Origin of the sequence: Pandoraea faecigallinarum (assembly GCF_001029105.3) — a bacterium.
GTDB classification, from domain to species: domain Bacteria; phylum Pseudomonadota; class Gammaproteobacteria; order Burkholderiales; family Burkholderiaceae; genus Pandoraea; species Pandoraea faecigallinarum.
In genome coordinates this window covers 5,062,837-5,082,921 of the sequence record NZ_CP011807.3, presented here as the reverse complement: position 1 = coordinate 5,082,921, position 20,085 = coordinate 5,062,837, and the positions used below count along the sequence as shown (strand labels likewise).

The following is a 20,085-nucleotide window of genomic DNA, read 5'->3' as shown; positions in this document are numbered from 1 at the left end:
AAGCGGCGGGGGCGCTTGCCGGGCATCGAAAAAATTTTTTCGGCGCCGTGAAAATTCTTCTCAACGGCGTCGGTTAGCGTGGAGAATGCGCGTGGCCCGCTATTGCGGGCCACGAAGTGAGTGCTTAGTTCTGGTGATTCCCGAGGGAATCCTGCAGCAAATGTGGTGACGGTGTCCGTGCCGGTGACCGGTCGTTATGCAGTCCGGTCTGCGCCTGAACGCGCTCAGGCGCAGACCGGACCCATCTCGGCGCTGACCAGGCCGTGTTGCATGACGTAATAGGTCAGCTCGGCGTTGTTGTTCAGGCGCATTTTTTCCAGCAGGCGCGTGCGGTACACGCTCACGGTCTTCACCGAGAGCGACAGCGCGTTGGCGATATCGGTCAGGCGCTTGCCCGAGCCGATCATGCACAGTGTCTGATATTCACGATCCGACAGACGCTCGTGCGGCGGCTGGTCGGCGTCCGGGCCGAGATAGTCGGCGAGGGTCTCGGCGACCATCGGGCTCACGTACTTGCGGCCCGCGGCGACTTGCCGCACGGCCGAGACCAGTTGCTGCGCGTTCGAGCGCTTGCTCAGATAACCGGCCGCACCGGCCTTGAGAGCGCGCAGTGCGAACTGGCCTTCGCCGTACATGCTGAAGATCATGATCGGCAGACGCGGATGTTTGCGTCGCAGGGTCTTGAGAATTTCCAGACCGTTCGTGTCGGGCAGCGAAATATCGAGCAGGACAATGTCCCACTGCGCCGCGTCGGTCATCTCCAGCGCTTCCGCGCCGCAGTCGGCTTCGCCTATGACGGCGATACTCCCGCTATCGGAGAGCAATTGCCGGACGCCCTGGCGCACGATGGCGTGGTCGTCGACGATGAGCACTCTAAGCGTCATGATGCATATCCGTGAAGAGCAAGCGATTCCGGGCCATGCTGGCCGGTCGGGGCAGGCAGGATCTGATGCCAGGGAAGCCGTGCACTCACGAGCGTTCCCGATCCTTGAACACTGCCGATACGTAGCGTGCCGCCGAGCGCCGTGCAGCGCTCGCGCATGCCAACCAATCCGAAATGTCCCTGCTTGCGACGTGCGCCGCGGGCCAGCCCGCAACCGTCGTCGGAAATCGTGAGTTTGAGTGAACGATGGCTGCCGTCGAGCGCGAGCACGACGCGGGTGGCGCGGGCGTGGCGGGCGACGTTGGTCAGGGCTTCCTGTGCGATGCGGTACAAGGCCAGCACCGCGTCGGGCGTGAGCTTGGCAACGCGCTCGTGCGTGACGTCGTCGCAGCGCCAGATGCATTTGAGGCCGCTTTGCTCACCGAAGCCGCGCAGCCAGGCACGCAGGCAGACGGTAAGGCCTGCGTCAAGCGCAGGCGGGCGGTTGCGGCCGACGAGTTCGTCGGCCGCGTCTTGTGCCGCGTTCGCCACACTTTGAATCTGGGAGCAGAAGGATTGCCACTCGGCGAGGTCGGTGGGGGCTCGGGTCGACAGGCGGGCCACGACCAGTTGCAACGCAGTGAGATGTGCGCCGAGTCCGTCGTGCATCTCCTGCGCGAGCCGTGTGCGCTCCGCTTCGCGAGCGGCGTCGATCTTGCGGGTGACCGACTGTGCGAGCGGCCGGGTCGAAGCCTGGACGGCGGCGCGGGCCGCGCGTGAGGCCGGTTCGACCGGTGGCGCGCTCTCGCAGGCGGGGGGCTGATCCATGTCCGAACTCTGCGGCGTTGTGGCGCGCGTGTGCAACGCGTCGTTAATCGACACGCGACGTCTCGCAGCCTGTGCGGCAGGATCGACGAGAAACGGCATGGAGGCAAATCCCTGAGAGAAAAAGTCCCGTGCCGCAACCCACGCGGCGAGACCCACATTCAATTTAACAAACTTTACATTTCGTCACAATTACACGTGGCGGGCACCCACGTGGTTGACAGCGATGCGTAACTATTTGATTTGGATCAAGAAGTTTTCGCCTGCTTGAGGGGATTTCTGCGAAGACCCCGAATATATCAGGGTTTGTCCTAGCGCATCCAGTCGAGCGTATGTTTCAAACGACATTCTCGGTCCAAAACAGTCGTAACGCCTGTATTCACGGCGTTGTTTCATACGATTGTTATTTTCTTTCAAACGGGGACGCGGGTATACAACGCGCTTCATCGGTGGAGTGACCTGCGTGACGTTCTCTATGGGACGTTGCGTTCGGTCTCCAAATCTAATGGAAGCATCACGGTGACGACCAGACCTCGGCCGTCGTCGCCCGGCGCGAGCGTTACGGTCCCATGACTCGATGCCACGATTTCCTTGACGATGGCCAGTCCCAGGCCGGTGCCGGGCTGCCCCGGCGGCGCGTTGCGATAAAAGCGTTCGAACACGCGCTGACGCGCCTCGGCCTGAATGCCGGGGCCATCGTCGACCACGCGCAGGCGGGCGGTGCCGTCCGGACAGTCGATGGCGACCGTCACACGCCCCCCCTCGTGGATATAGCGGATCGCATTGTCGACAAGATTCATGACCATCGCATGAAACAGTTCGCCATTGCCCGTCACCCAAACGTGCGCCTCGGCGGTTTCCAGCCCAAGGTCGATATTGCGACGCTGTGCCAGCGCCACGAGTTCTTCGAGCACCCCGGCGGCGAGCGCCACCAGATCCACGCGTGAACGCGAGAAGGCCGGGGTGTCCGCCGCCTCGGCCTGCGAGAGCAGCAGCAATTTGTTCGTGAGATCCGCCAGCCCCCGGCTGCTGGTCTGCATGGCGGCGAGCACGTCGGCCAGCGCGGCGCGGTCGTCGAGTTGCGCCGCGAACTGCAATTGCGTATCGAGCAGCGTGAGCGGTGTGCGCAACTGATGTGCCGCGTCAGCCACAAAGCGGCGTTGCTGCTGGGCCTGTGCCGAGAGCCGCTGGATACACAGGTTGATGGCGTCGACGATGGGCCGCAACTCCGTTTGCAACTGACCCGCGCGAATGGGCACAAGCTCCTGCGGTGCGCGCCCGGCGACTTCGTCCTTGAGCCGGATGAGCGGATGCAACTCGACCGTCAGCCCGATAAGCACCAGCACCGCCGCCAAGGCGGCCATGGCGATCTGCCGGTGCAAGGACGGCTCCCACAACTGCGCCAGCATGTCGTCGCGCGCGTGCATCGTCTCGGCCACCACGACCGCCACGCGATGCGGCTGTCCGGAGTCGTACATCGTACGCACGAAGCTGATGGCGCGCAGCGGCTCGCCGTCCACTGTGACGTTCGAATAAGTGGGCACCGTCTGAGGAAACAGGGGGGGATGCGGAAAGTTGGGCGGCCCGGCCAGCAGCCGGCCGTCTTCGGTGATGACCTGATAGAACACCCGGTCACGTGCCGGCGACGCGAACAGTTCCAGTGCCGAGGGCGGCACACTCGCGCGCAGCGTGCCGTCCACCCAGGTCAGTTCGCCGGCGATGACCTGGGCGGACGTGAGCAGCGCTCGGTCCTGAACGAGTTCGGCGGTATCGTATGCGCTGCGATATGCCAGCCAGCCGCTCGCGCCGATGTACAGCGAAAGCGGCAGCATCAGCCACATCAGCAGCCGCACGCGCAGACTAAGCATCTTTCTCGCGCAGCAGATAACCCAGCCCGCGCAGCGTCATGATGGCGGCCCGGCTGGTTTCGAGCTTCTTGCGAAGCCGGTGAATGTAGATCTCGATGGCGTCGGCACTGGGTTCGTCGTTGAGGCCGAACACGCCGTCGACCAGCGCGCTCTTGGCAACGGTCCTGCCCTGCTTGCGAATGAGAATTTCCAGCACGGCGTGCTCGCGCGAAGGCAGCGCGAGCGGCACGCCCCGAATCGTGAACTGGCGCGTGCCGGCGTGATAGCTCAGGTCGGCGCACACAAGATCGGCGCTTTGCTCCGGGGCGTGGCGACGCGCGAGCGCCTTTACGCGCGCGATCAGTTCGCGCACTTCGAAAGGCTTCACGAGGTAGTCGTCGGCCCCGGCCCCCAGGCAATCGACCTTCTCGTCGACCGAACCGCTGGCCGTCAAAATGATGACGGGCACATTGTTGCGCCGCTCGCGCAGCCGTCGCAGCACGTGCTTGCCGCCGAGCTTGGGCAGCATGAGATCGAGCAGCACCACGTCGTACGTTTCCGTTTGCAGCAGACGGTCGGCGGCGTCGCCGTCGCGCGCGGAGTCGACGGTGAAGTTGTCGTCGCGCAGCATGCGGGCGAGCCAGTGGGCGAGAGTCTCGTTGTCTTCGATGAGCAGCAGTTTCATGGCGGGAAGGCGGAATGCGACGCGAGTGTGCCCGCGGAACGACGGCGAGCCAACAGCGGGTAAACACCCATGAGCGACGAAGGAAAACCTGCATGTCGCGAAAGCTTGATGAAAGCTTCGCCTTTCTACAATTTCCGGCATGGCAGCGCAAATATATCGGAGGACCGCTGCCCTGGCCGCGTGACATATCGAAAGGGTCACGCCGGGCCGGCCGGCGCCGCACTGCGTGGCTCGGGCCATTATCCCTAAAAACGATGGAGACACCACAATGCGAGCAAGCCTTGGCGTGCGTGCGCCGAAAGCCTTCGTGAAACCCCTGCTGGCCGCCGTTCTCGGCGCGTCGCTGGCGCTGACCGCAGCCCCCGGTTTCGCCGCCGACAGCGGCAAGATCACGATCATGGTGGGCGGCATTACGAAAATGGTCTACCTGCCGGCCAAGCTTGCCGAGCAGCTCGGCTACTTCAAGGAAGAAGGCCTGAACGTCGAACTGCTGTCGCAGCCCGCCGGTGTCGACGCCGAAAACGAACTGCTCGCCGGTGCGGTTCAGGCAGTGGTGGGCTTCTACGACCACGCCATCGACTTGCAGAGCAAGGGCAAGGAAGTCCAGTCGATCGTCGTTTTCGGTCAGGTGCCGGGCGAAGTGGAACTGGTCAATGCCAAGAGCCGCAACACGATCAAGAGCATGGCCGACGTGAAGGGCAAGACCCTCGGCGTGACCGGTCTGGGCTCGTCGACCAACTTTCTCACGCAGTATCTGGCGGCAAAACACGGCCTGAAGTCGTCGGACTACTCGGTGTTGCCGGTCGGTGCGGACAACACGTTCATCGCCGCCATCAAGCAGAACCGTATCGACGCCGGCATGACCACGGAGCCGACCGCCTCGCAATTGATCAAGACGGGCGACGCCGCGGTGCTCGTCGACATGCGCACGATGGAGGGCACGGTCGCCGCACTCGGCGGCGCTTACCCCGCATCGAGTCTGTACGTGCAACGCGCCTGGCTCGACAAGCACAAGCCGGAAGCCGCCAAGCTGGCGCGCGCGTTCGTGAAGACGCTCAAGTACATCAACACGCATTCGGCGGCCGAAATCACCGAGAAGATGCCCAAGGATTACTACGGCAGCAACAAGGCGCTGTACGTGCAGGCGTTGCATAACTCGCTGCCGATGTACTCGCCGGACGGCCGCATGCCGAAGGACGGTCCCGATACCGTGCTCAAGGTGCTCGCCGCCTTCAACCCGAACGTCAAGGGCAAGCACATCGATCTGTCGAAAACGTACACCAACGAATTCGTCGATCAGGCGAAGTAAGCGGAACCGGCCGCACGACAACCCGCGACACTTATCGACGCTGTAGTACCGGCGCGCGGTCCTCACGACGCGCCGCCCTTTCCGGATTTACCGATGCACTGCCGAGCCGCCCGCCCCGACGCAAGTCCGGAGTGCGGGGCCGCTCGGCCCCAGGAAACCGCAACGACCGTTCCGACGGCACCCAGGAGCCGGGCATGACCCAGACCACTACCCCCACGGCACCGGCACGCGCAGCGAGCGCCGTGTCCCGCGATACGCCCGCCATCGAGTTCGACAATGTGTCGTGCCGCTTCATCTCGCCCGACGGCAAGGCCACCGTCGCGCTGCGCAACTTCAGCATGTCGGTGGCACGCGGCGAGTTCGTCGCCATCGTCGGGCCGACCGGCTGCGGCAAGTCGACCACGCTGTCCATGATTACCGGCCTGCTGCGTCCGACGGCCGGCAGCGTTCGTGTGATGGGCCAGCCGGTGAACGGCATCGACCCGCGCATCGGTTTCGTGTTTCAGAACGACGCGGTCTTCCCGTGGCGCAGTGTGCGCGAGAACGTTGCCGCCGGACCGCTGTTCCGTGGTCAGTCGAAAGACGCCGCCTATGCGCTGGCGGACGAATGGATTCGCCGCGTGGGACTCGACAAGTTCGGCAGCCACTATCCGCACCAGCTCTCCGGAGGCATGCGCAAACGTGTCGCGCTGGCGCAGACGTTCATCAACAACCCCGAAATTCTGCTGATGGACGAGCCATTCTCCGCGCTCGACATGCAAACGCGCACGCTGATGCAGGACGAATTGCTGCAACTGTGGTCGTCGACGTCGGGCTCGGTGGTGTTCGTCACGCACGATCTGGAAGAGGCGATTGCGCTGGCCGACCGGGTGTTCGTGCTCACGGCGCGTCCGGCCACGTTGAAGAACACGTACACGATCGATCTGCCGCGTCCGCGCGTGATGTCGGAGATTCGCTACGAACAGCGCTTCATCGACATCTCCCGGGAGATCTGGGCGGATTTGCGTGAAGAAGTGAAGATCGGGTGAGCAAGGACGAACAAGGAGTCATGAACATGAGCGAACAAGCCGTGATGGCAGCAACGGCGGGTATCGGCGACGCCGATCTCGCGCGCGAAGAAGCAGTCGCGCAACGCCGTATCAAACAGCGTCGCGCGCTGGTGGTATTCCTGCGCGTGGCGATTCTGGTGGTCGGGCTCGGCGGCTGGGAGCTGGCCGCCCGCATCGGCTGGATCGACCCCTTCTTCTTCTCGCAGCCGACGCTGATCGTGCAGCAGATCTACGACTGGTGTGTCGAAGGAACGTCGCAGGGGCCGCTCTGGACGCAAGTGCTCGTCACGCTCGAAGAAACCGTGCTGGGCTTTCTGATCGGCGGCGTGGCCGGCGTGATCTGCGGCATCGTGCTCGGGCGCAACAAATTGCTCTCCGACGTTTTCAGTCTCTACATCCAGATCGCCAACTCGATTCCGCGCGTGGTGCTCGGCTCGATCTTCGTCATCGCGTTCGGTCTCGGCATGGCGTCGAAGGTGGCGCTGGCCGTGGTGATGGTGTTCTTCGTGGTGTTCGCCAATGCCTTCCAGGGCGTGCGCGAAGCGGACCGTTACATGATCGCGAACGCGCAGATTCTGGGCGCGTCGCGCCGTCAGGTGACGATGTCGGTGGTGATTCCGTCGGCGCTTTCGTGGATTCTCGCCAGCTTGCACGTGAGCTTCGGTTTCGCGCTCGTGGGGGCCGTCGTCGGCGAATTCCTCGGCTCGAAGCAGGGCATCGGGCTGCTGATCTCGACGGCACAGGGCGCATTCAACGCCAGCGGCGTGTTCGCCGCCATGATCGTGCTGGCAGTCGTCGCACTCGGGGCGGACTGGCTGCTCACGTCGCTGGAGAAGCGTTTGCTGAAGTGGCGTCCGGCGGCGTTCTCGAACGAGTAAGCGCGACGGTTCGTCTTTGCGCTGCAAAAAGCGGAGCGGCGCCACCTTCGGAGGGTGGCGCCGCTCGTCCTTTGGAGATGTCGTCCGGCGTCGGGTCGTCAGATCTTGAGCTTCGTGACCTTCGTGCCTTCGATGTTCAGGTTGGCCATGAGACCGGCGTTGGTCATCACGATCACTTCCACCGGCGAGGTCGCCGTGTTCAGGTCGACGGCGCCGTTCGCGCCGATCTTGACCACGGCCACCGATGCATCGGCACCGGCGGTCCAGCCATCCGTGCGCCGGAATTTGTCGAGGGCGTCCTGCGTCATGAACAGGAAGATCACGGCCTTGGACTGCGCACCGATCTGCAAGCCGAACGATGCCGTCACGGTGTTGTAGTAGCCTTGAGTGGCGCCGCCCACGCGCAGGGCGCCTTCGCCGTATTCGCCACCCACGACGAACCCGGCTTGCAGCACGGACGGGAACACGAGCACGCCGCGTGCCTTGTTCACCAACTCGCGCGAGCCCTTCACGGACGCGTACATCTTGTCGAGTGCGCCGTTCACGGCCGCATCGATTTCGCGGCGTTTGCTGGTATTGGCGCTGGCGGAACTATCGCTCTTGTCCGCCTGCGACGGCGTGGTGGTCGAGCAACCGGCCAGCGCAAATGCGGCGGCGGCGACAGCGACGGAAGTTTTCATCAGGAATTCGCGTTTTTGCATTTTCTCCCTCCAGAAAGCGTGTGCCGTGCGCAGAGCGTAACGGCGTGGATGTGGATAAAACGTCAGACCGGTGACGACGCTCCTGACGAAGCGAAGCCCAACGGCAATGAAGCGGATGATGAGGACGGTCGTTTTGGCATCCGACGGACGCCGGTGGAACCTGTTGAAGCGCTCGGCCGTCATCGATGGGCTGATGCGGCTGACCGGCCAGCGAACGTAGCGTGCCATCCGCTTCGTGATGACGTGCCCTTCCGGGCGCGGATGGCAATGCGTCGGCGTGAAGTCGATTATGCGGTCTCTGCCGGTATTGTCAAGAAAATCGCGCGATAAATTCTGCTAACTTGCTGTTAATTTTCGCTAACTTGTAGGCGCGCGCCTACGTACACTCGCGCATGTATTGCTCTTTGAGCGCTTTGCGCGGGTTCGTGCGTGTAGGAATGTCGACGCGGTTGCCTGCGGGCGAGTCCACACGCTGGTCGCGTGTGTATACCGGCTTGTCGGGCGTGTTGGCGATCTTGTCGGCAAGCGCGCGGCAGTGTTCCCGGCGCGTCGGTTCGGCAGCGGCGGCGGTGGCGGACTGTGTCGCGGCCTGATCGCGTGCCGCCTGCGAGCATTGCTCGGGGGGCAGCGCTCGGCCCACGCCGTCGAAACACACCGGCGTCTGTGCGAAGGCTAAGCCGCTGGCGCCGAGCAACGCCGTTGCCGCGAGGGCTTTCCATCGCCGTTCAAAGGGCGGCCGCGGCGGCCGGCCGCCATCAAGCTCTGCACTGCCAAGCAATGGGGACGCGGCGCTTGCGGCAGCGCCGTCAGGCGTTGACCGCCGGGCGGCCGGGAAACTCAGGAACATCGGGGACAGCGTGGCGGTGCGGCGTGGCATCGACATTCTCCTCAATGAATCCCGCCGTGGCGCGGGTGCGCCTATTCTGGCATCGCCGCCGCCGGGTTGTCGATAGCCGCGACGCCATGCCGCGTCGCCAGGGCGCCCGGCCGCTCGGTGCGCAACTCCAGCCGATAACCCACGCCGTAGATCGAGCGCACGATTTCCTCGTCGGGCCGGATCGCCTGCAGCTTGCGACGCAGGTTCTTGATGTGGCTATCGACGGTGCGGTCCGCGACGACCCGGTGATCGTCGTACATCCGGTCGAGCAGATGCGCGCGCGGGAACGTCTTGTCGGGATGGCTGGCCAGCGTGGCAAGCAGACGCAGCTCGACCGGCGTGAGCGGCAGTTCATGGCCGTCGAGTCTGGCGTGGTGACGCACCGCGTCGATCACCAGCGCGGGCGTTTGCGCCGCGCAGGCAGCACCGGTGACGGTACCGGCCGGCGGGACATTGCCGCGCACGCGACGCAGGATCGCCTTCACGCGTGCGACGACTTCCCGCGGGCTGAACGGTTTGCAAATGTAATCGTCGGCGCCCAGTTCGAGGCCCAGCAGGCGGTCGGTCTCGGCCGCGCGCGCCGTTAGCATCACGATGGGGACTTCGGAGATCTCGCGTACCGCGCGGCACACTTCGAGTCCGTCCATGCCGGGCAGCATCAGGTCGAGCAGCACCAGGCGCGGCTCGGTCATGCGCACGGCGGGCAGCACGTCGCGCCCGTCCGTGAGGATTCGGCAGGGCATGCCGGCGACGCGCAGATATTCGGCGAGCAACGCCGCGAGCTTCGGTTCGTCTTCGACAATCAGAATCGGGGCGCTGTCGGCGAGCGTCATCTGTCCGGATGGCGCGGCGTTGTCAGCGGGGGAGGGCGCGAGCGTGCGCGGGGACAAAGTGCTTTGCGAAGGTAGCGAGGAGTGCGTGTGCATAGCAGGCAGGCTCAACTCAGGGTCGTGAGGGCCTGGGTACCGAAACAGGCCGAAGCCGCGCTTAGTGCGCAGGCCGATGAAGTCGTGGCGACGGCGGCGGCGTTCCGGCGCGGCAGCGTGATCGAGAGCGCCAGCCCGCCCAGCGGCGAATGCCGGGCGACGATCTGGCCGCCGTGCGCTTCGACGATGTGTTTGCACAGCGCCAGCCCCAGGCCGGCGCCGCCGCTGCGGCGGCTGCGCGACACTTCCACGCGAAAGAGCCGCTCGAACAGGCGGGGCAGCGCGTCGTCCGGCACGCCGGGGGCGGAGTCTTCGATCTCCAGCCGCAGTTGCGCGCCGGTCGCCGACAGGTAGACGCGCACCGCGCCCCCGCCGTCGGTATAGCGCAACGAGTTCTCGAACAGATTGCCGATCAACTGGGTGAGGCGGTGCAGGTCGCCGTCGATCATGAGCGTGCCCTCGGGCAGATGCACGTTCAGGGAAATTCCCTTCGCTTCGAACCAGTCGCGGAAGGCAGCCACCGACGTTGCAACATGCTCGGTCATGTCGAGCGGCGCGAATTCGTAGGTCAGCGCCCCCACGTCCGAGAGCGATAACTCGTACAGATCGTCGATCAGTTTCGAGAGCTGCGAAATCTCGACGCGCAGCGAGGCGAGGGCGTCTTGCGTGAGCGGGCGCACTCCGTCTTCCATGGCCTCGATTTCGCCGCGCAGGATCGAGAGTGGCGTGCGCAATTCGTGGGAGATGTCGGCGAGCAGATTGCGGCGCAGCCGGTCGTTCTGGGCGAGCGTGTCGGCCAGCCGATTCAGATCGACGGCCAGCCGCGCGAGTTCGTCGGCGCCAGCGGTCGGAACGCGCACGCTGTAGTCGCCCATTGCCATGCGATGCGTGGCTTCGAGCAGTGGAGTCACGGGCACGAGCAAGCGCTGCGCCACGCGTAGTGCGATGGCGCCGAGCAGGGCTATGCCGAGGATCGTCAGGTACATCAGGTTGTCGCCCCGAAGCCAGCCATGCCCGGCCATGGCCGCTCGCACGACGACTGTCGTGGCCGCCATCGTGACCAGACCCGTCGCGAAGATCGCGAGGAATAGCTTGCGAGTGATGCCTGAGTTCATGCGTTGAGCGATTCCGACGGTGTGAATTGCGAAACCGGTCGCCGGGCATGCCGTAGCGACAGGAAAAACCGGGGCGGCCCGGGCGGGCGGGCGAAAGCGCCGCCGAGCCCGGCGCGCCATTCTCTCAGCTTCGGCGCGCGGTGCGGCGTGCCTCCACAAATTTTCCTCTATTTGTGCGCAGTGGCTGCACGGCCTCTTCTTACTATCCGTCACGAAGCCGGTAGCCGTGCCGGCGGACCGTCGTTCACCTCACTCACGAAAGACATCCGGATACGGCATCCGGGCACGGCGCGGGGGCGCCTCACCATGTCGAAACTGTCGATGCCAGCGCGCGTGGCGACACGCATCCTGATCCGCTTGCCCGCGTGGGCGGCCATGGTCGCGAACCTCACGCTCGGCGCTCTCGCGCTGAGTGGGTGTGCCAGCCCGCAAGTCACGACGACGCCAATGGCCGTGATGCCAATGCCGCGCGTCGCCAACGTTCAGACGGCGGGCTCCATCTATCAGCCGACCACGGCGACGAACTGGTTCGAGACGCCGGTCGCCCACCGGGTCGGCGACCTGTTGACGATTGCGGTCGCCGAGAATTCGACCGGCACCAGCAAATCGCAGAGCGATACCACCCGCAGCGCCAGCGCCACGGCCAAGAGCGCCAGGGCGGACGGCGCCGACTCGGTGCTGGAGCGGTGGTTCAACATCGGCCAGCAGGCCAGCAGCTTCAAGGGCAATGGCAGCAATACGTCGAGTTCGGCGCTGACCGGCACCATTTCCGTGGCGATCGTGGAGGTTCTGCCCAATGGCGCCTATGTGGTGGGTGGAGAGAAACAGGTCATGCAGGGGCGCAACATGGAGACGTTCCGCTTCACCGGGGTGGTCAACAAATTCGACATCTCTGCGGCCAACGTGGTGGCGTCGAACAAGGTCGGACAGGCCAAGGTATCGCGCGTGGAGGACGGACAGGTCGCCAGCGGCAGCAACGGCGGCTGGTTGCAATCGATTCTGCTCGAAGTATCGCCCTTCTGATGACGCGCCTGGCGATGGTGCTGGCGCTGGCGGCCATGGCCAGCGTGACGCTGGGCGGCTGCCTGTTCGCGACGCCGGCCCCGGTGATCGCAGCGCAGGTGGCCGCCTCGATGGTATCGACGGGCGTGGTGCTCTCGGACCAGTTGCCGTCGATTGCGCCGCCCACGGAGCCGGCGGCTCCCGAACTGCTCTCGCGCGGCATGTGCATCGAACTCTCCGCCGACGGCATTTCCGATTTGCTGCCCGCGATTCAGGGACGGCTGCGCGCGTACGGCATCGTGAGCACGATCTACAGCCCGGGTACCTCGCCGACGGGCTGCGTCGTGTTGAACTACACCGTGCGCCGGGCGTGGCGCAATTCGCTTTGGGGAAGCGCGCCAAGCGAGTATCTGGCCTATGCAACCCTCACGCTCAGCCAGAACGGCTCGGTCATCAATACCGTGTATTTCGACGGGCGGACTTCCACGGTCGAATCGTGGTCGGCGTCGAACTCGCGCATGGCCAAACTGGTGGACCGGCTTGTCGTGTTCTGACGCCGGGCGTCGCCGTTTGCACTCACTCGCTGTATTGCACGGCCAGCGATGCATCGAGTTTGACCATCTTGTCGGCCCCGGCGATCAGTGTGCGCAAGTGGGCGACGTATGGAGACGGTTGGCCGTTCAGCGGACGATCGAGTCCTAGCCGCTGGGTGGCGGCGAGCGCATTGCGATAGAGTTCGGCGGCCTTGGCATAGCGTCCGGCGCTTTCCCGGTAGCCGGCCGCCAGAGCGCCGTTGCCCACGACAAAATCGTAAGAGGCTGACGCCATCTTTACGTGAATCACGTCCACGTACGTGCGCACGTCGCGCTCGCCCTGTTCGCCGAAGTACTTGCGCGCGGACGTGGCGAAGGCATCGCGAATGGTCGCATTCTCCGGAGTGGTAAACATCTTGAGTTCGCAAAGGTAGGCCTTGTGCAGGTATTTCCCGGCGTTCTCGCTACGGACCCGGTCCAGTGTGTCGAAATAGACTTTTGAGAACGGCTTCGTTATGCGGGGAGCGAGGAACACCCCGAGATCGCCAAGTTTGGTGCAGTCGGTTTCGTCGTAAGTTCGCGCAGTCTCCCGGCTCCACCACACCTGATTGAGGTGCGAGATGGCCTTCTGATATTGCCCGGTGCTGTAAAGCAGCCAGGCGAGTTCCTCGTTATAGACCTTACAGGCCGAATAGTTCTGCTCGCGGCTCGTTCCGCGCAGCGCGGCGTAAAACGAACCCTTGCCCAACCGGTCCGCCGGAATGCAGGTTTCGTCGAACCGCTGTTGCAGTAGCGAGAGGGCGCGCTCGGGCTGCTGGCTCTCCAAAGGGATGACGTCGGATTTGACCCATTTTTCGGCATCTTGCTCGACCGAGTATGGCGACGCGCAGCCGCCGAACACAAGGGTCGCGAGGCTGGCCGCGACGGTGTGCGTCAAGGTGATTCGGCGAGTCATTGCGACACCTTCCAGGGATCGGTCTGTGCTGCACCGGCGGCCGAGCGTCTTGCCTGCTCCTCGATCTGTGAGCTCAACGCTGCATCGCGCGAACGCTGCATTGCTTCGGCGTCGGCAGTCTGGCTCATCGATTCCAATGCTTGTCCGACCGTGCCGAGCACGGCGATGGCGGCACCCAGCGTGGAGGCGTTGCCGGACGCCGTCGGCGCAGTGACGATCGGCGCCGACGGGTAGACCGGCGTGGCGTCATAACCGGGTGCCGGCATCGTTTGCGGAGCGCTCATCGGCACTGTGTTCACCGGCTGCGAAGTGCCCTGCGCGGGAGGGTTGGCGTTAGGTTGTTTCTGCCAGATCGCAGCCTGCCGGCGCTTTGCTTCCTCCTCCTTCTGCCGTCTCTGAGCTTCGATTTCCTGGCGGCGTCGCTCGTCGTCCTGCCGCTTGGCAAAGGGATCGGTGTAGGGCCAGCATTGGTAGTGTTCGTTGACGGCGACGACCTGAGTCTCGATCTGTACGGTTTCGCCGGGTTTCACGAAGACATTCCGGCTGTTACCGAAGCCGCCGCTCGCGTTGCCCCACGACACGTCGCAGTGCTGCACCTGGCTGCCGGTGTTCTGAAGGAAGATCACGGCGTTAAAGGCGCTGGCGCCGCGCTTCCACATCCGCATGTCGGCGTCGGCCGCGCCGCTCGCGCACAGGGCGATGCCGGCAACGGCAGCCGCGGCTGCGACGCGTGGGTGGCTCAATCTCGGGGTCATGGTCTCGCTGTCTCTTTCGTCGTTCACGAAAGCAAGTGTTTCTCTTGGAGAAACGGGCGATCAATACTTCGAATCTGCCATTGACGGCGGGTTGACGGGCTACAAGCCCGACAGCAGGCGTATCAGCTCGGCCTGACGGGTGCAGCCGGTCTTGCGCAGCGCCGAGCCGAGCTGCTTGCGCAGAGTGTGAGCGCTGACTCCCACGACTTCGGCGCAGTCGTCGATGGTCAGACCTGCGACGAGATAGTGGCAAAGGCGCGCCTCCGCTGCGCTGAGGCGAAACAGTTCGGCAAATGCGGCGACGTCGGGCAGATTGAAGATATCCCGGCGTTCAATGCGCACGCCAATACTCATCCCGAGGCCCAGGCTCAGTCCGGCGCCGGTGCGGCGCAATGCGAGCCGCCACGCGCGGCCCCATCCGTCGGGAAGGACCATATTGCACGGTTCCCCGGTAACGGCCGTCTCGCGAAGCTTCGCCAGCAGCCGCGCCTGCCAGGCGGGAGCGCGGTGCCGGAGCTGCCCGCGATCTATGACGAGTTGGCGATCGCCGCCAAGCAGTGCTTCCGTGCCGGGCGCGGCGAGCACCACGCGCGCGTCGTCGGCTGCGACCAGATAACCTTCGCGAGACGGATCGAGCACGTGTCCAAGCACGTCCATGCGTTCTCGCGTGCAGGCGCGCCGGGCGATGAAGGCTCTCCTCATGAGACGGCCGAAGTCGGCTATGGCTGCGGCATGGGCGAAGTTCGGCGTGGTGGCCGTGATGCGCTGGACGCTGAGGGCGGCGAGTTCGTCGTCGTTGGCCAGTATGATCCCGGTAATCTGACCGATGTGATTCGGGGCCATGAAATCGCACCAGAACAAGCGGTCGTTCGGGGTCTCGTGGCGGTCGCGGACGGACGACTCGAACCAGGATCCCGCATGCGTCGCCCAATGCCGGCGTCGCGAGTCGTCGAACTGGTGATAGTGCTCGATATATTCCAGGCCGGCCTTGTCGTCGTGGCCGCGCTGCTCGAAGGCTCGCAGTGTGCGGGTATTCTTGTCTGTCGAGACGAAAGAGGCGGCATCCGCGCCGAAGAAGTCGCGCGTCGCGCAAATGACGTCGTCCCAGTTCGCTTGGCCCGCGCCGAAGGCGAGGGCGGCATCGCGAGCGCGGCGCTGACTGTGTCGGGAGAGCGGGCGGCTTGACACGTTCGGTCCTCTAAAGGGCACTCACATCGATACTCGCCCGGACGCGTGACAAGCGGACCTGTTCGCTTGCCGTGACTCCCGGCGATGGCAAACCATTCGCGACGGCGGCACCCGGGCCGACGCCGCAAGCCCGGTTGGGCTCGGAGGCCGATCTGCGAACCGGCGCAGGTCGTCGATGGGAATCTTACCAAGCCCGAATCGTATCGGCGCGCATCCAGGAAAATCCCGAAAAATGGTATAGGCATCGGCTGCATCACCATATCGGTGATTATGGGGAGCCGCCCCTGCCCCCGCTCAGAACCGGTAATTGACCTTCAGACTGCCAGCCTGCGACGACGCGCGCGTCGTATTGATGAGCGTGTCGTAAGCGAGCGAGACGTCCAGACGGCGGGTAAGCGCCACGCTCAAGCTCGCGCCGAGCGTGAGGTAGCCGCGAGGCAGATCGGTGCCGGCGGCGACGAAAAGCGTGCCGTCCTGCGAAGCCACCGTGATGGCACGTCCGGCGTCGAGCAGTTCGTGCGCGTACGCCACGCGGAACTGCACGTTCATCGGGCGATCCTTGTCACCGAACGCCTTGTCGAACGTCACGCCGACGAACGGTTGCAGGCTTCGGGTGTTGTCGGCGCCCACGCGCAGATTCTGACCGCCGGCGCCGCTTTCGTCGAAGGCGTTTGCATGGAAGTAGGCGTAGCGCAGGCCGACGCGTGGTGTCACGGCCAGTCCGGCGAACGCCAGCGGTGCGCTCGCCTGCGCGGCCGCGGTGAATTCCTGACCGATATGGTCGCCCTTCGCCGTGCCCACGTTAGCGAACGGACGCTTTTGCGACAGGAAATGCAAGCCGTAGCCGAGCGTGGCCGCTACGTCGACCGGCCCCGTCTCGCGACTCGCGTAACCCGCCAGACGCAGCGTATCGCGCGTGCCCGAGCTGGCGGTGCTCTCTTCCGAGAGATCGGCGTGGGAATAGCCGCCCGCCAGCCCGAAAGTATTGCGCTCCACGCGCTTTTCCGCGCCGGCGAGAAAGCCGTACTGGTTTTCCTGGAAGCCGGGCTGCGCGCCCGAGCCCGACACGTGACCATGCAGACCTGTGGCCGTCGCCCAGACCGACGAGAGACCCGGCGTGCCCGGCGAGGGCGAGGTGTCGCCCGAGGAAATTCCCGTTTCGGCCGTACGGCGGGTCGCGCGCTCGAGCACGGCCGCGGTGGCCGACTGCGCATTGAGCAGTGCCGCAGTGCCGAGCGCCGTGTAGATGCTGGTGGCCTTCGGCGCGATGACGACGGGCACCGAGGAGGCCGGATTTTCCGGGGCCGGATTGCCCGAGGCCGGGTCGGTCAGCGCAAGGGTGACGTCGTTCGCGCCGTAGGCGACGGATGATTGCAGGTTGCCGAGGTTCGCGCCCGAGGCGAGCGTGCCGGTCACCGAAGCGAAACGCCCGCTCACGCCGTTCGTGGCGCTCACCACGGTATAGCGTTTGGCCGTATACGTGCCGGGGTCGTATGTAATCGCGAGCACGCCATTCAGCGTTGCACTGCCCGAGACGGCCAGCAGCGAGGCCGCCGTGGGACTCACCTCGATGGCGAGCGTCGCGTTCGATGCCTGTGTGTAGTTGCCGCCGACACGTAATGTACCGATCGACCCGCCGGGCGCCACGATACCGCTGTTGGCCACGTTGCCGGAAACGGTGCCGTGTCCGCGCAGCGTGCCTTGCGCCGCAACGTCGACGTTGCCGCCAAGGACCGCGCTGTCGTGGCTGGCATCGCCCACTTCCAGCGTGCCGCCGCTCACGGTGGTCGTGCCGGAGAATGCCGTACTCGCGCCGTTGAGCACCAGCATGCCGGCGCCCTGTTTCACGAAGGCGCCGCTGCCCGCGAGTTCCCCAGCATAGGTGTTATCGGTCGCCGCATCGACGCTCAGCGTGTTCGTGCCCAGCAGCAGCCGCGTGCCGGCCGCGCCGAACAGGGAGGAATAGGTTTGCGCGCCCGCGCCGGAAACGTCTAGCGTCGCGCCGTTGCCCGCAAGCAGGACCGCCGAGGCTGCCGAGAGCCGGCCTGAACCGACGAGCGCGAGCGTGCCGCCATTGATCGTCGTCGCGCCCGTGTAGGTGTTCGCTGCGGACAATGTCTGCGTGCCGCCGTTGAGAGTGAGCCCGCCAGTGCCGGTAATGGTGCCGGCAAAAGTGCCCGACGCATTCGTGAGGGTCAGCGTGCGCGCGCCGAGCGAGACGGCCCCGCTGCCGCTCAGGCTCGTGAGCGATGCGCCGTTATTCGTGGTCGAGATGTCGAGCGTACCGTTATTGGCCACGCCGCTCGATGCGGCGATGCTCCCGTTGCCGCTCAGTCTGAGCATGGCGCCGCTGTCGATCGTGGTCGCGCCGGTGTAGGTGTTCGCGCCGGTCAGCGTCTCGGTGCCGGAGGCAAGACGCAGTCCGCCTGCGCCGGAACTGCCGATGATGCCGTCGAACGTACCGGCTGCGTTGGTCAGTGTGAGCGTGCGCGCGCCGAGCCTGACGGTGCCCGAGCCGGAGAGCGCCTGAATCGATGTGCCCGACGTGAGCGCGGAGATGTCGAACACCGAGTTGACGACAACTCCCGAGGAATCGGCAATGCTGCCGTTGTCCACGAGGGCGAGGGTGCCGCCGGCGATGGTTGTCGAACCCGTATACGTATTGATGGCCGCCATCGTGAGCGTGTTGGCGCCGGTGACATTGACCGAACCGGCCCCGGAAACCGTACCGGTTATCGTCAGGCCGTTGCCCGCTGTCGAGAAGGTCGCGCTCGACGCTGTGTCCGTGAGCGCTATGGCATTGTTCAGCACCAGCGAGGGATTGAGCGCCGCAATGGTGGCCGTCGCTCCGGCATCGAATAGCAGGTCGCCGATGATGACGGAATTCGTCAGCAGATTGAGCTTGTTGTTCGTGCCGCCGAACTCGATGGCCGCCGCTCTTGGGCCGGTGCTCGTCACCGCGCCCATGATGAGACCAGCGTTTGTGATCGTGTCCATGCCGTACGTGACGATGCCTACGCCGCCGCCGTTGCCCGTGCCGCCCGAGATCGTTCCGTAGTTGTCCAGCGCGTTGTCGGTTCCGGCAAGTTCGACGCCGATGCCGCCGGCGCCGGCGACGCCATTCGAGGCAGGCCCGTTGGTGCCGGTGCCGGCCGCCCCGCCTGCGCCGCCGATAATCGTGCCGATGTTCGTGATGGTGGCGCTGCCGCCCAGCACGAGCAGTCCGTCGCCGCCTGCGCCGCCACCGCCGCCGAAGCCGCCGGACCCGCCAGCCCCCCCGTCGCCGCCGCGAAGCGTACCGGAGTTGGTGATCGTCGTCGCGAACCAGGCCGACATTAGCCCGCTGCCTCCGCCGCCGCCGCCGCCGGCGTTGCCCGCACCGGCGGCGGCGTTCCCGCCTTGTCCGCCCGCGCCGCCCGTCATCACCGTCGACCCGTCGGTGATGACGTTGCCGCCGAGGTAATACATTCCGGCATTTCCGCCGTTGCCGCCCGTGCCGAAGTTGTTGCCATTCGCCCCGGCGTTGCCGGAAGCACCCGTGATCGTGGAATTATGGAAGACGATGCTGCTGGACAAGTTAATGGTTGCCGGGCCGTTAGCCGTTGGTCCCGTGATATCGCCGGACGCCCCGTTGCCGCCCGTGCCTGCGCTGGCCCAGTTTCCGGGGTCCTGAATGGTTTCGGTGGTGAGCCCGTCGAAGTGACTGCTCCCGCCGCCCTGACCGTTGCCGTTGCCGCCGGCCCCGCTGCGGCCTGCCACCCCGGCGCCACCGGCCGCCCCGCAGCCACTGAGGTCGCTTGTGGAGCAGGCTGCCCAGCCGGGCGCGGCGGCGCCCGCAAGCGCCAGCGCAATGGCCGTGCTGCCGGCCGTTCGCACGAGGCGCACGCGGCTCGACCCTGTGGCGGATCGCCGGATTCGGGGAGCGAGGGCGTTTGGAGCGTCAGGCGTGCTGGAGGCCCGGCGAGCGGCGAATGCCGTAGTGGTGGATTTCGCACGGCGTGCTATGTATTCCGGTTTGCGGCGGACCACTCGAACCTCTCCTATCGCGCCGTGCATGGCGACCGGAGACCGAAGATATGGCCTTTCCCCCGCAGTACGGCAATCATATCGGTGTCAAGGCGCCCGAAGGCGACCTCTGTCGCGAATTCGTGAGCGCCGGGACGTGCGCCATCTCGGTGGCGCATCGGACACCGAATGTAATACAAAGCAAGGGACTTCGCCATAGAGGATGACGAACAGGCAATCTTTATTCCAAAGGGAACGCGACTAGTGAGCGCTGTCCGCGCTTGGGTGCGCGCACGTCGATTGCAGATTGGCGCGCCCGACTGGAATCGAACCAGTGACCCTCGGCTTCGGAGGCCGATACTCTATCCCCTGAGCTACGGGCGCTGTGATGACCGCCGGGGAGGATGCGCGAGCGCGCGCCGGCAGGCAAAGAGGTAGAAGCATAGCGGTTTTGCCGCGTGGCGTCCATGCCCCGTGCATACTCGCGCCCCACAATGCGGCGATTCGCTGCCGGATGCCCGTCCCGCGCGGTTTTGCTGTGCGTGCAACGTGTGCGCGTTTTGCGCACGAAGC

18 protein-coding genes and 1 tRNA gene are annotated in these 20,085 nt (G+C 65.2%); 6 read left to right on the top strand and 13 right to left on the bottom strand.

The annotated features are described in order from the left end of the window. Positions 1 to 224: 224 nt before the first annotated feature. The 4 genes from AB870_RS22350 to AB870_RS22335 form a co-directional block, all read right to left on the bottom strand. Positions 225 to 884: a response regulator gene (locus tag AB870_RS22350; protein WP_010807699.1), complete on the bottom strand. Its 660-nt coding sequence runs from the start codon at positions 882 to 884 to the stop codon at positions 225 to 227. Then, positions 881 to 1,744, bottom strand: coding sequence for a sensor histidine kinase (locus AB870_RS22345; RefSeq protein ID WP_167362723.1), 864 nt, complete (start codon positions 1,742 to 1,744; stop codon positions 881 to 883). Before AB870_RS22345 ends, AB870_RS22350 begins: the two co-directional genes overlap by 4 nt. A 416-nt stretch (positions 1,745 to 2,160) precedes the next feature. Then, complete coding sequence (locus AB870_RS22340; protein ID WP_047906331.1) at positions 2,161 to 3,555, bottom strand: sensor histidine kinase; 1,395 nt, start codon at positions 3,553 to 3,555, stop codon at positions 2,161 to 2,163. Then, positions 3,548 to 4,219, bottom strand: a complete 672-nt coding sequence (locus tag AB870_RS22335) for a response regulator (RefSeq protein WP_047906330.1) — start codon at positions 4,217 to 4,219, stop codon at positions 3,548 to 3,550. Before AB870_RS22335 ends, AB870_RS22340 begins: the two co-directional genes overlap by 8 nt. Before the next feature lie 268 nt (positions 4,220 to 4,487). Here AB870_RS22335 and AB870_RS22330 point away from each other — a divergent pair, with 268 nt between their 5' ends. The 3 genes from AB870_RS22330 to AB870_RS22320 all read left to right on the top strand — a co-directional run bounded on the left by AB870_RS22330 (position 4,488) and on the right by AB870_RS22320 (position 7,455). Beyond that, positions 4,488 to 5,528 (top strand): ABC transporter substrate-binding protein, encoded by a 1,041-nt coding sequence (locus AB870_RS22330; protein ID WP_418303976.1) that lies wholly within the window; start codon positions 4,488 to 4,490, stop codon positions 5,526 to 5,528. Positions 5,529 to 5,722: 194 nt separating this feature from the next. Beyond that, positions 5,723 to 6,556: an ABC transporter ATP-binding protein gene (locus AB870_RS22325; RefSeq protein WP_047906329.1), complete on the top strand. Its 834-nt coding sequence runs from the start codon at positions 5,723 to 5,725 to the stop codon at positions 6,554 to 6,556. 20 nt (positions 6,557 to 6,576) lie between these two features. Continuing rightward, complete coding sequence (locus AB870_RS22320; RefSeq protein WP_174554731.1) at positions 6,577 to 7,455, top strand: ABC transporter permease; 879 nt, start codon at positions 6,577 to 6,579, stop codon at positions 7,453 to 7,455. A 98-nt stretch (positions 7,456 to 7,553) separates the two neighbouring features. Here the strand turns inward: AB870_RS22320 and AB870_RS22315 are convergent, their stop codons facing one another. Then, complete coding sequence (locus AB870_RS22315; protein ID WP_047908568.1) at positions 7,554 to 8,156, bottom strand: BPSL1445 family SYLF domain-containing lipoprotein; 603 nt, start codon at positions 8,154 to 8,156, stop codon at positions 7,554 to 7,556. Here AB870_RS22315 and AB870_RS26525 point away from each other — a divergent pair. Continuing rightward, a complete protein-coding gene (locus AB870_RS26525) occupies positions 8,151 to 8,486 on the top strand; it encodes a hypothetical protein (RefSeq protein ID WP_157112405.1) in 336 nt (111 codons plus the stop codon). The genes AB870_RS22315 and AB870_RS26525 overlap by 6 nt on opposite strands. A gap of 46 nt (positions 8,487 to 8,532) precedes the next feature. On the opposite strand, the gene AB870_RS26520 is transcribed toward AB870_RS26525, so the two are convergent. The 3 genes from AB870_RS26520 to AB870_RS22300 form a co-directional block, all read right to left on the bottom strand. Continuing rightward, complete coding sequence (locus AB870_RS26520; RefSeq protein WP_157112404.1) at positions 8,533 to 9,033, bottom strand: hypothetical protein; 501 nt, start codon at positions 9,031 to 9,033, stop codon at positions 8,533 to 8,535. A gap of 41 nt (positions 9,034 to 9,074) precedes the next feature. After that, entirely contained in the window at positions 9,075 to 9,866 is a 792-nt protein-coding gene (locus tag AB870_RS22305; protein ID WP_047906327.1) for a response regulator, read from the bottom strand. Between the two features lie 104 nt (positions 9,867 to 9,970). Beyond that, a complete protein-coding gene (locus tag AB870_RS22300) occupies positions 9,971 to 11,074 on the bottom strand; it encodes an ATP-binding protein (protein WP_053059490.1) in 1,104 nt (367 codons plus the stop codon). Positions 11,075 to 11,380: 306 nt separating this feature from the next. Here AB870_RS22300 and AB870_RS22295 point away from each other — a divergent pair, with 306 nt between their 5' ends. Further along, positions 11,381 to 12,097 carry a flagellar basal body L-ring protein FlgH gene (locus AB870_RS22295; RefSeq protein ID WP_053059489.1) on the top strand — a complete coding sequence of 239 codons (717 nt, stop codon included), beginning with the start codon at positions 11,381 to 11,383 and terminating at the stop codon, positions 12,095 to 12,097. Next, positions 12,097 to 12,630 (top strand): hypothetical protein, encoded by a 534-nt coding sequence (locus tag AB870_RS22290; RefSeq protein ID WP_047906326.1) that lies wholly within the window; start codon positions 12,097 to 12,099, stop codon positions 12,628 to 12,630. Before AB870_RS22295 ends, AB870_RS22290 begins: the two co-directional genes overlap by 1 nt. A 22-nt stretch (positions 12,631 to 12,652) precedes the next feature. Here the strand turns inward: AB870_RS22290 and AB870_RS22285 are convergent, their stop codons facing one another. The 5 genes from AB870_RS22285 to AB870_RS22265 all read right to left on the bottom strand — a co-directional run bounded on the left by AB870_RS22285 (position 12,653) and on the right by AB870_RS22265 (position 19,896). Next, positions 12,653 to 13,564, bottom strand: a complete 912-nt coding sequence (locus AB870_RS22285; RefSeq protein WP_047906325.1) for a hypothetical protein — start codon at positions 13,562 to 13,564, stop codon at positions 12,653 to 12,655. Then, complete coding sequence (locus AB870_RS22280; protein ID WP_064674890.1) at positions 13,561 to 14,319, bottom strand: hypothetical protein; 759 nt, start codon at positions 14,317 to 14,319, stop codon at positions 13,561 to 13,563. The genes AB870_RS22285 and AB870_RS22280 overlap by 4 nt, the downstream gene beginning before the upstream one ends. Before the next feature lie 99 nt (positions 14,320 to 14,418). After that, positions 14,419 to 15,507 (bottom strand): helix-turn-helix transcriptional regulator, encoded by a 1,089-nt coding sequence (locus AB870_RS22275; RefSeq protein ID WP_047906323.1) that lies wholly within the window; start codon positions 15,505 to 15,507, stop codon positions 14,419 to 14,421. A gap of 294 nt (positions 15,508 to 15,801) precedes the next feature. Next, positions 15,802 to 19,392: an autotransporter domain-containing protein gene (locus AB870_RS22270; protein ID WP_053059488.1), complete on the bottom strand. Its 3,591-nt coding sequence runs from the start codon at positions 19,390 to 19,392 to the stop codon at positions 15,802 to 15,804. A 428-nt stretch (positions 19,393 to 19,820) separates the two neighbouring features. Next, positions 19,821 to 19,896 (bottom strand) — tRNA-Arg (locus AB870_RS22265). Positions 19,897 to 20,085: the final 189 nt, after the last annotated feature.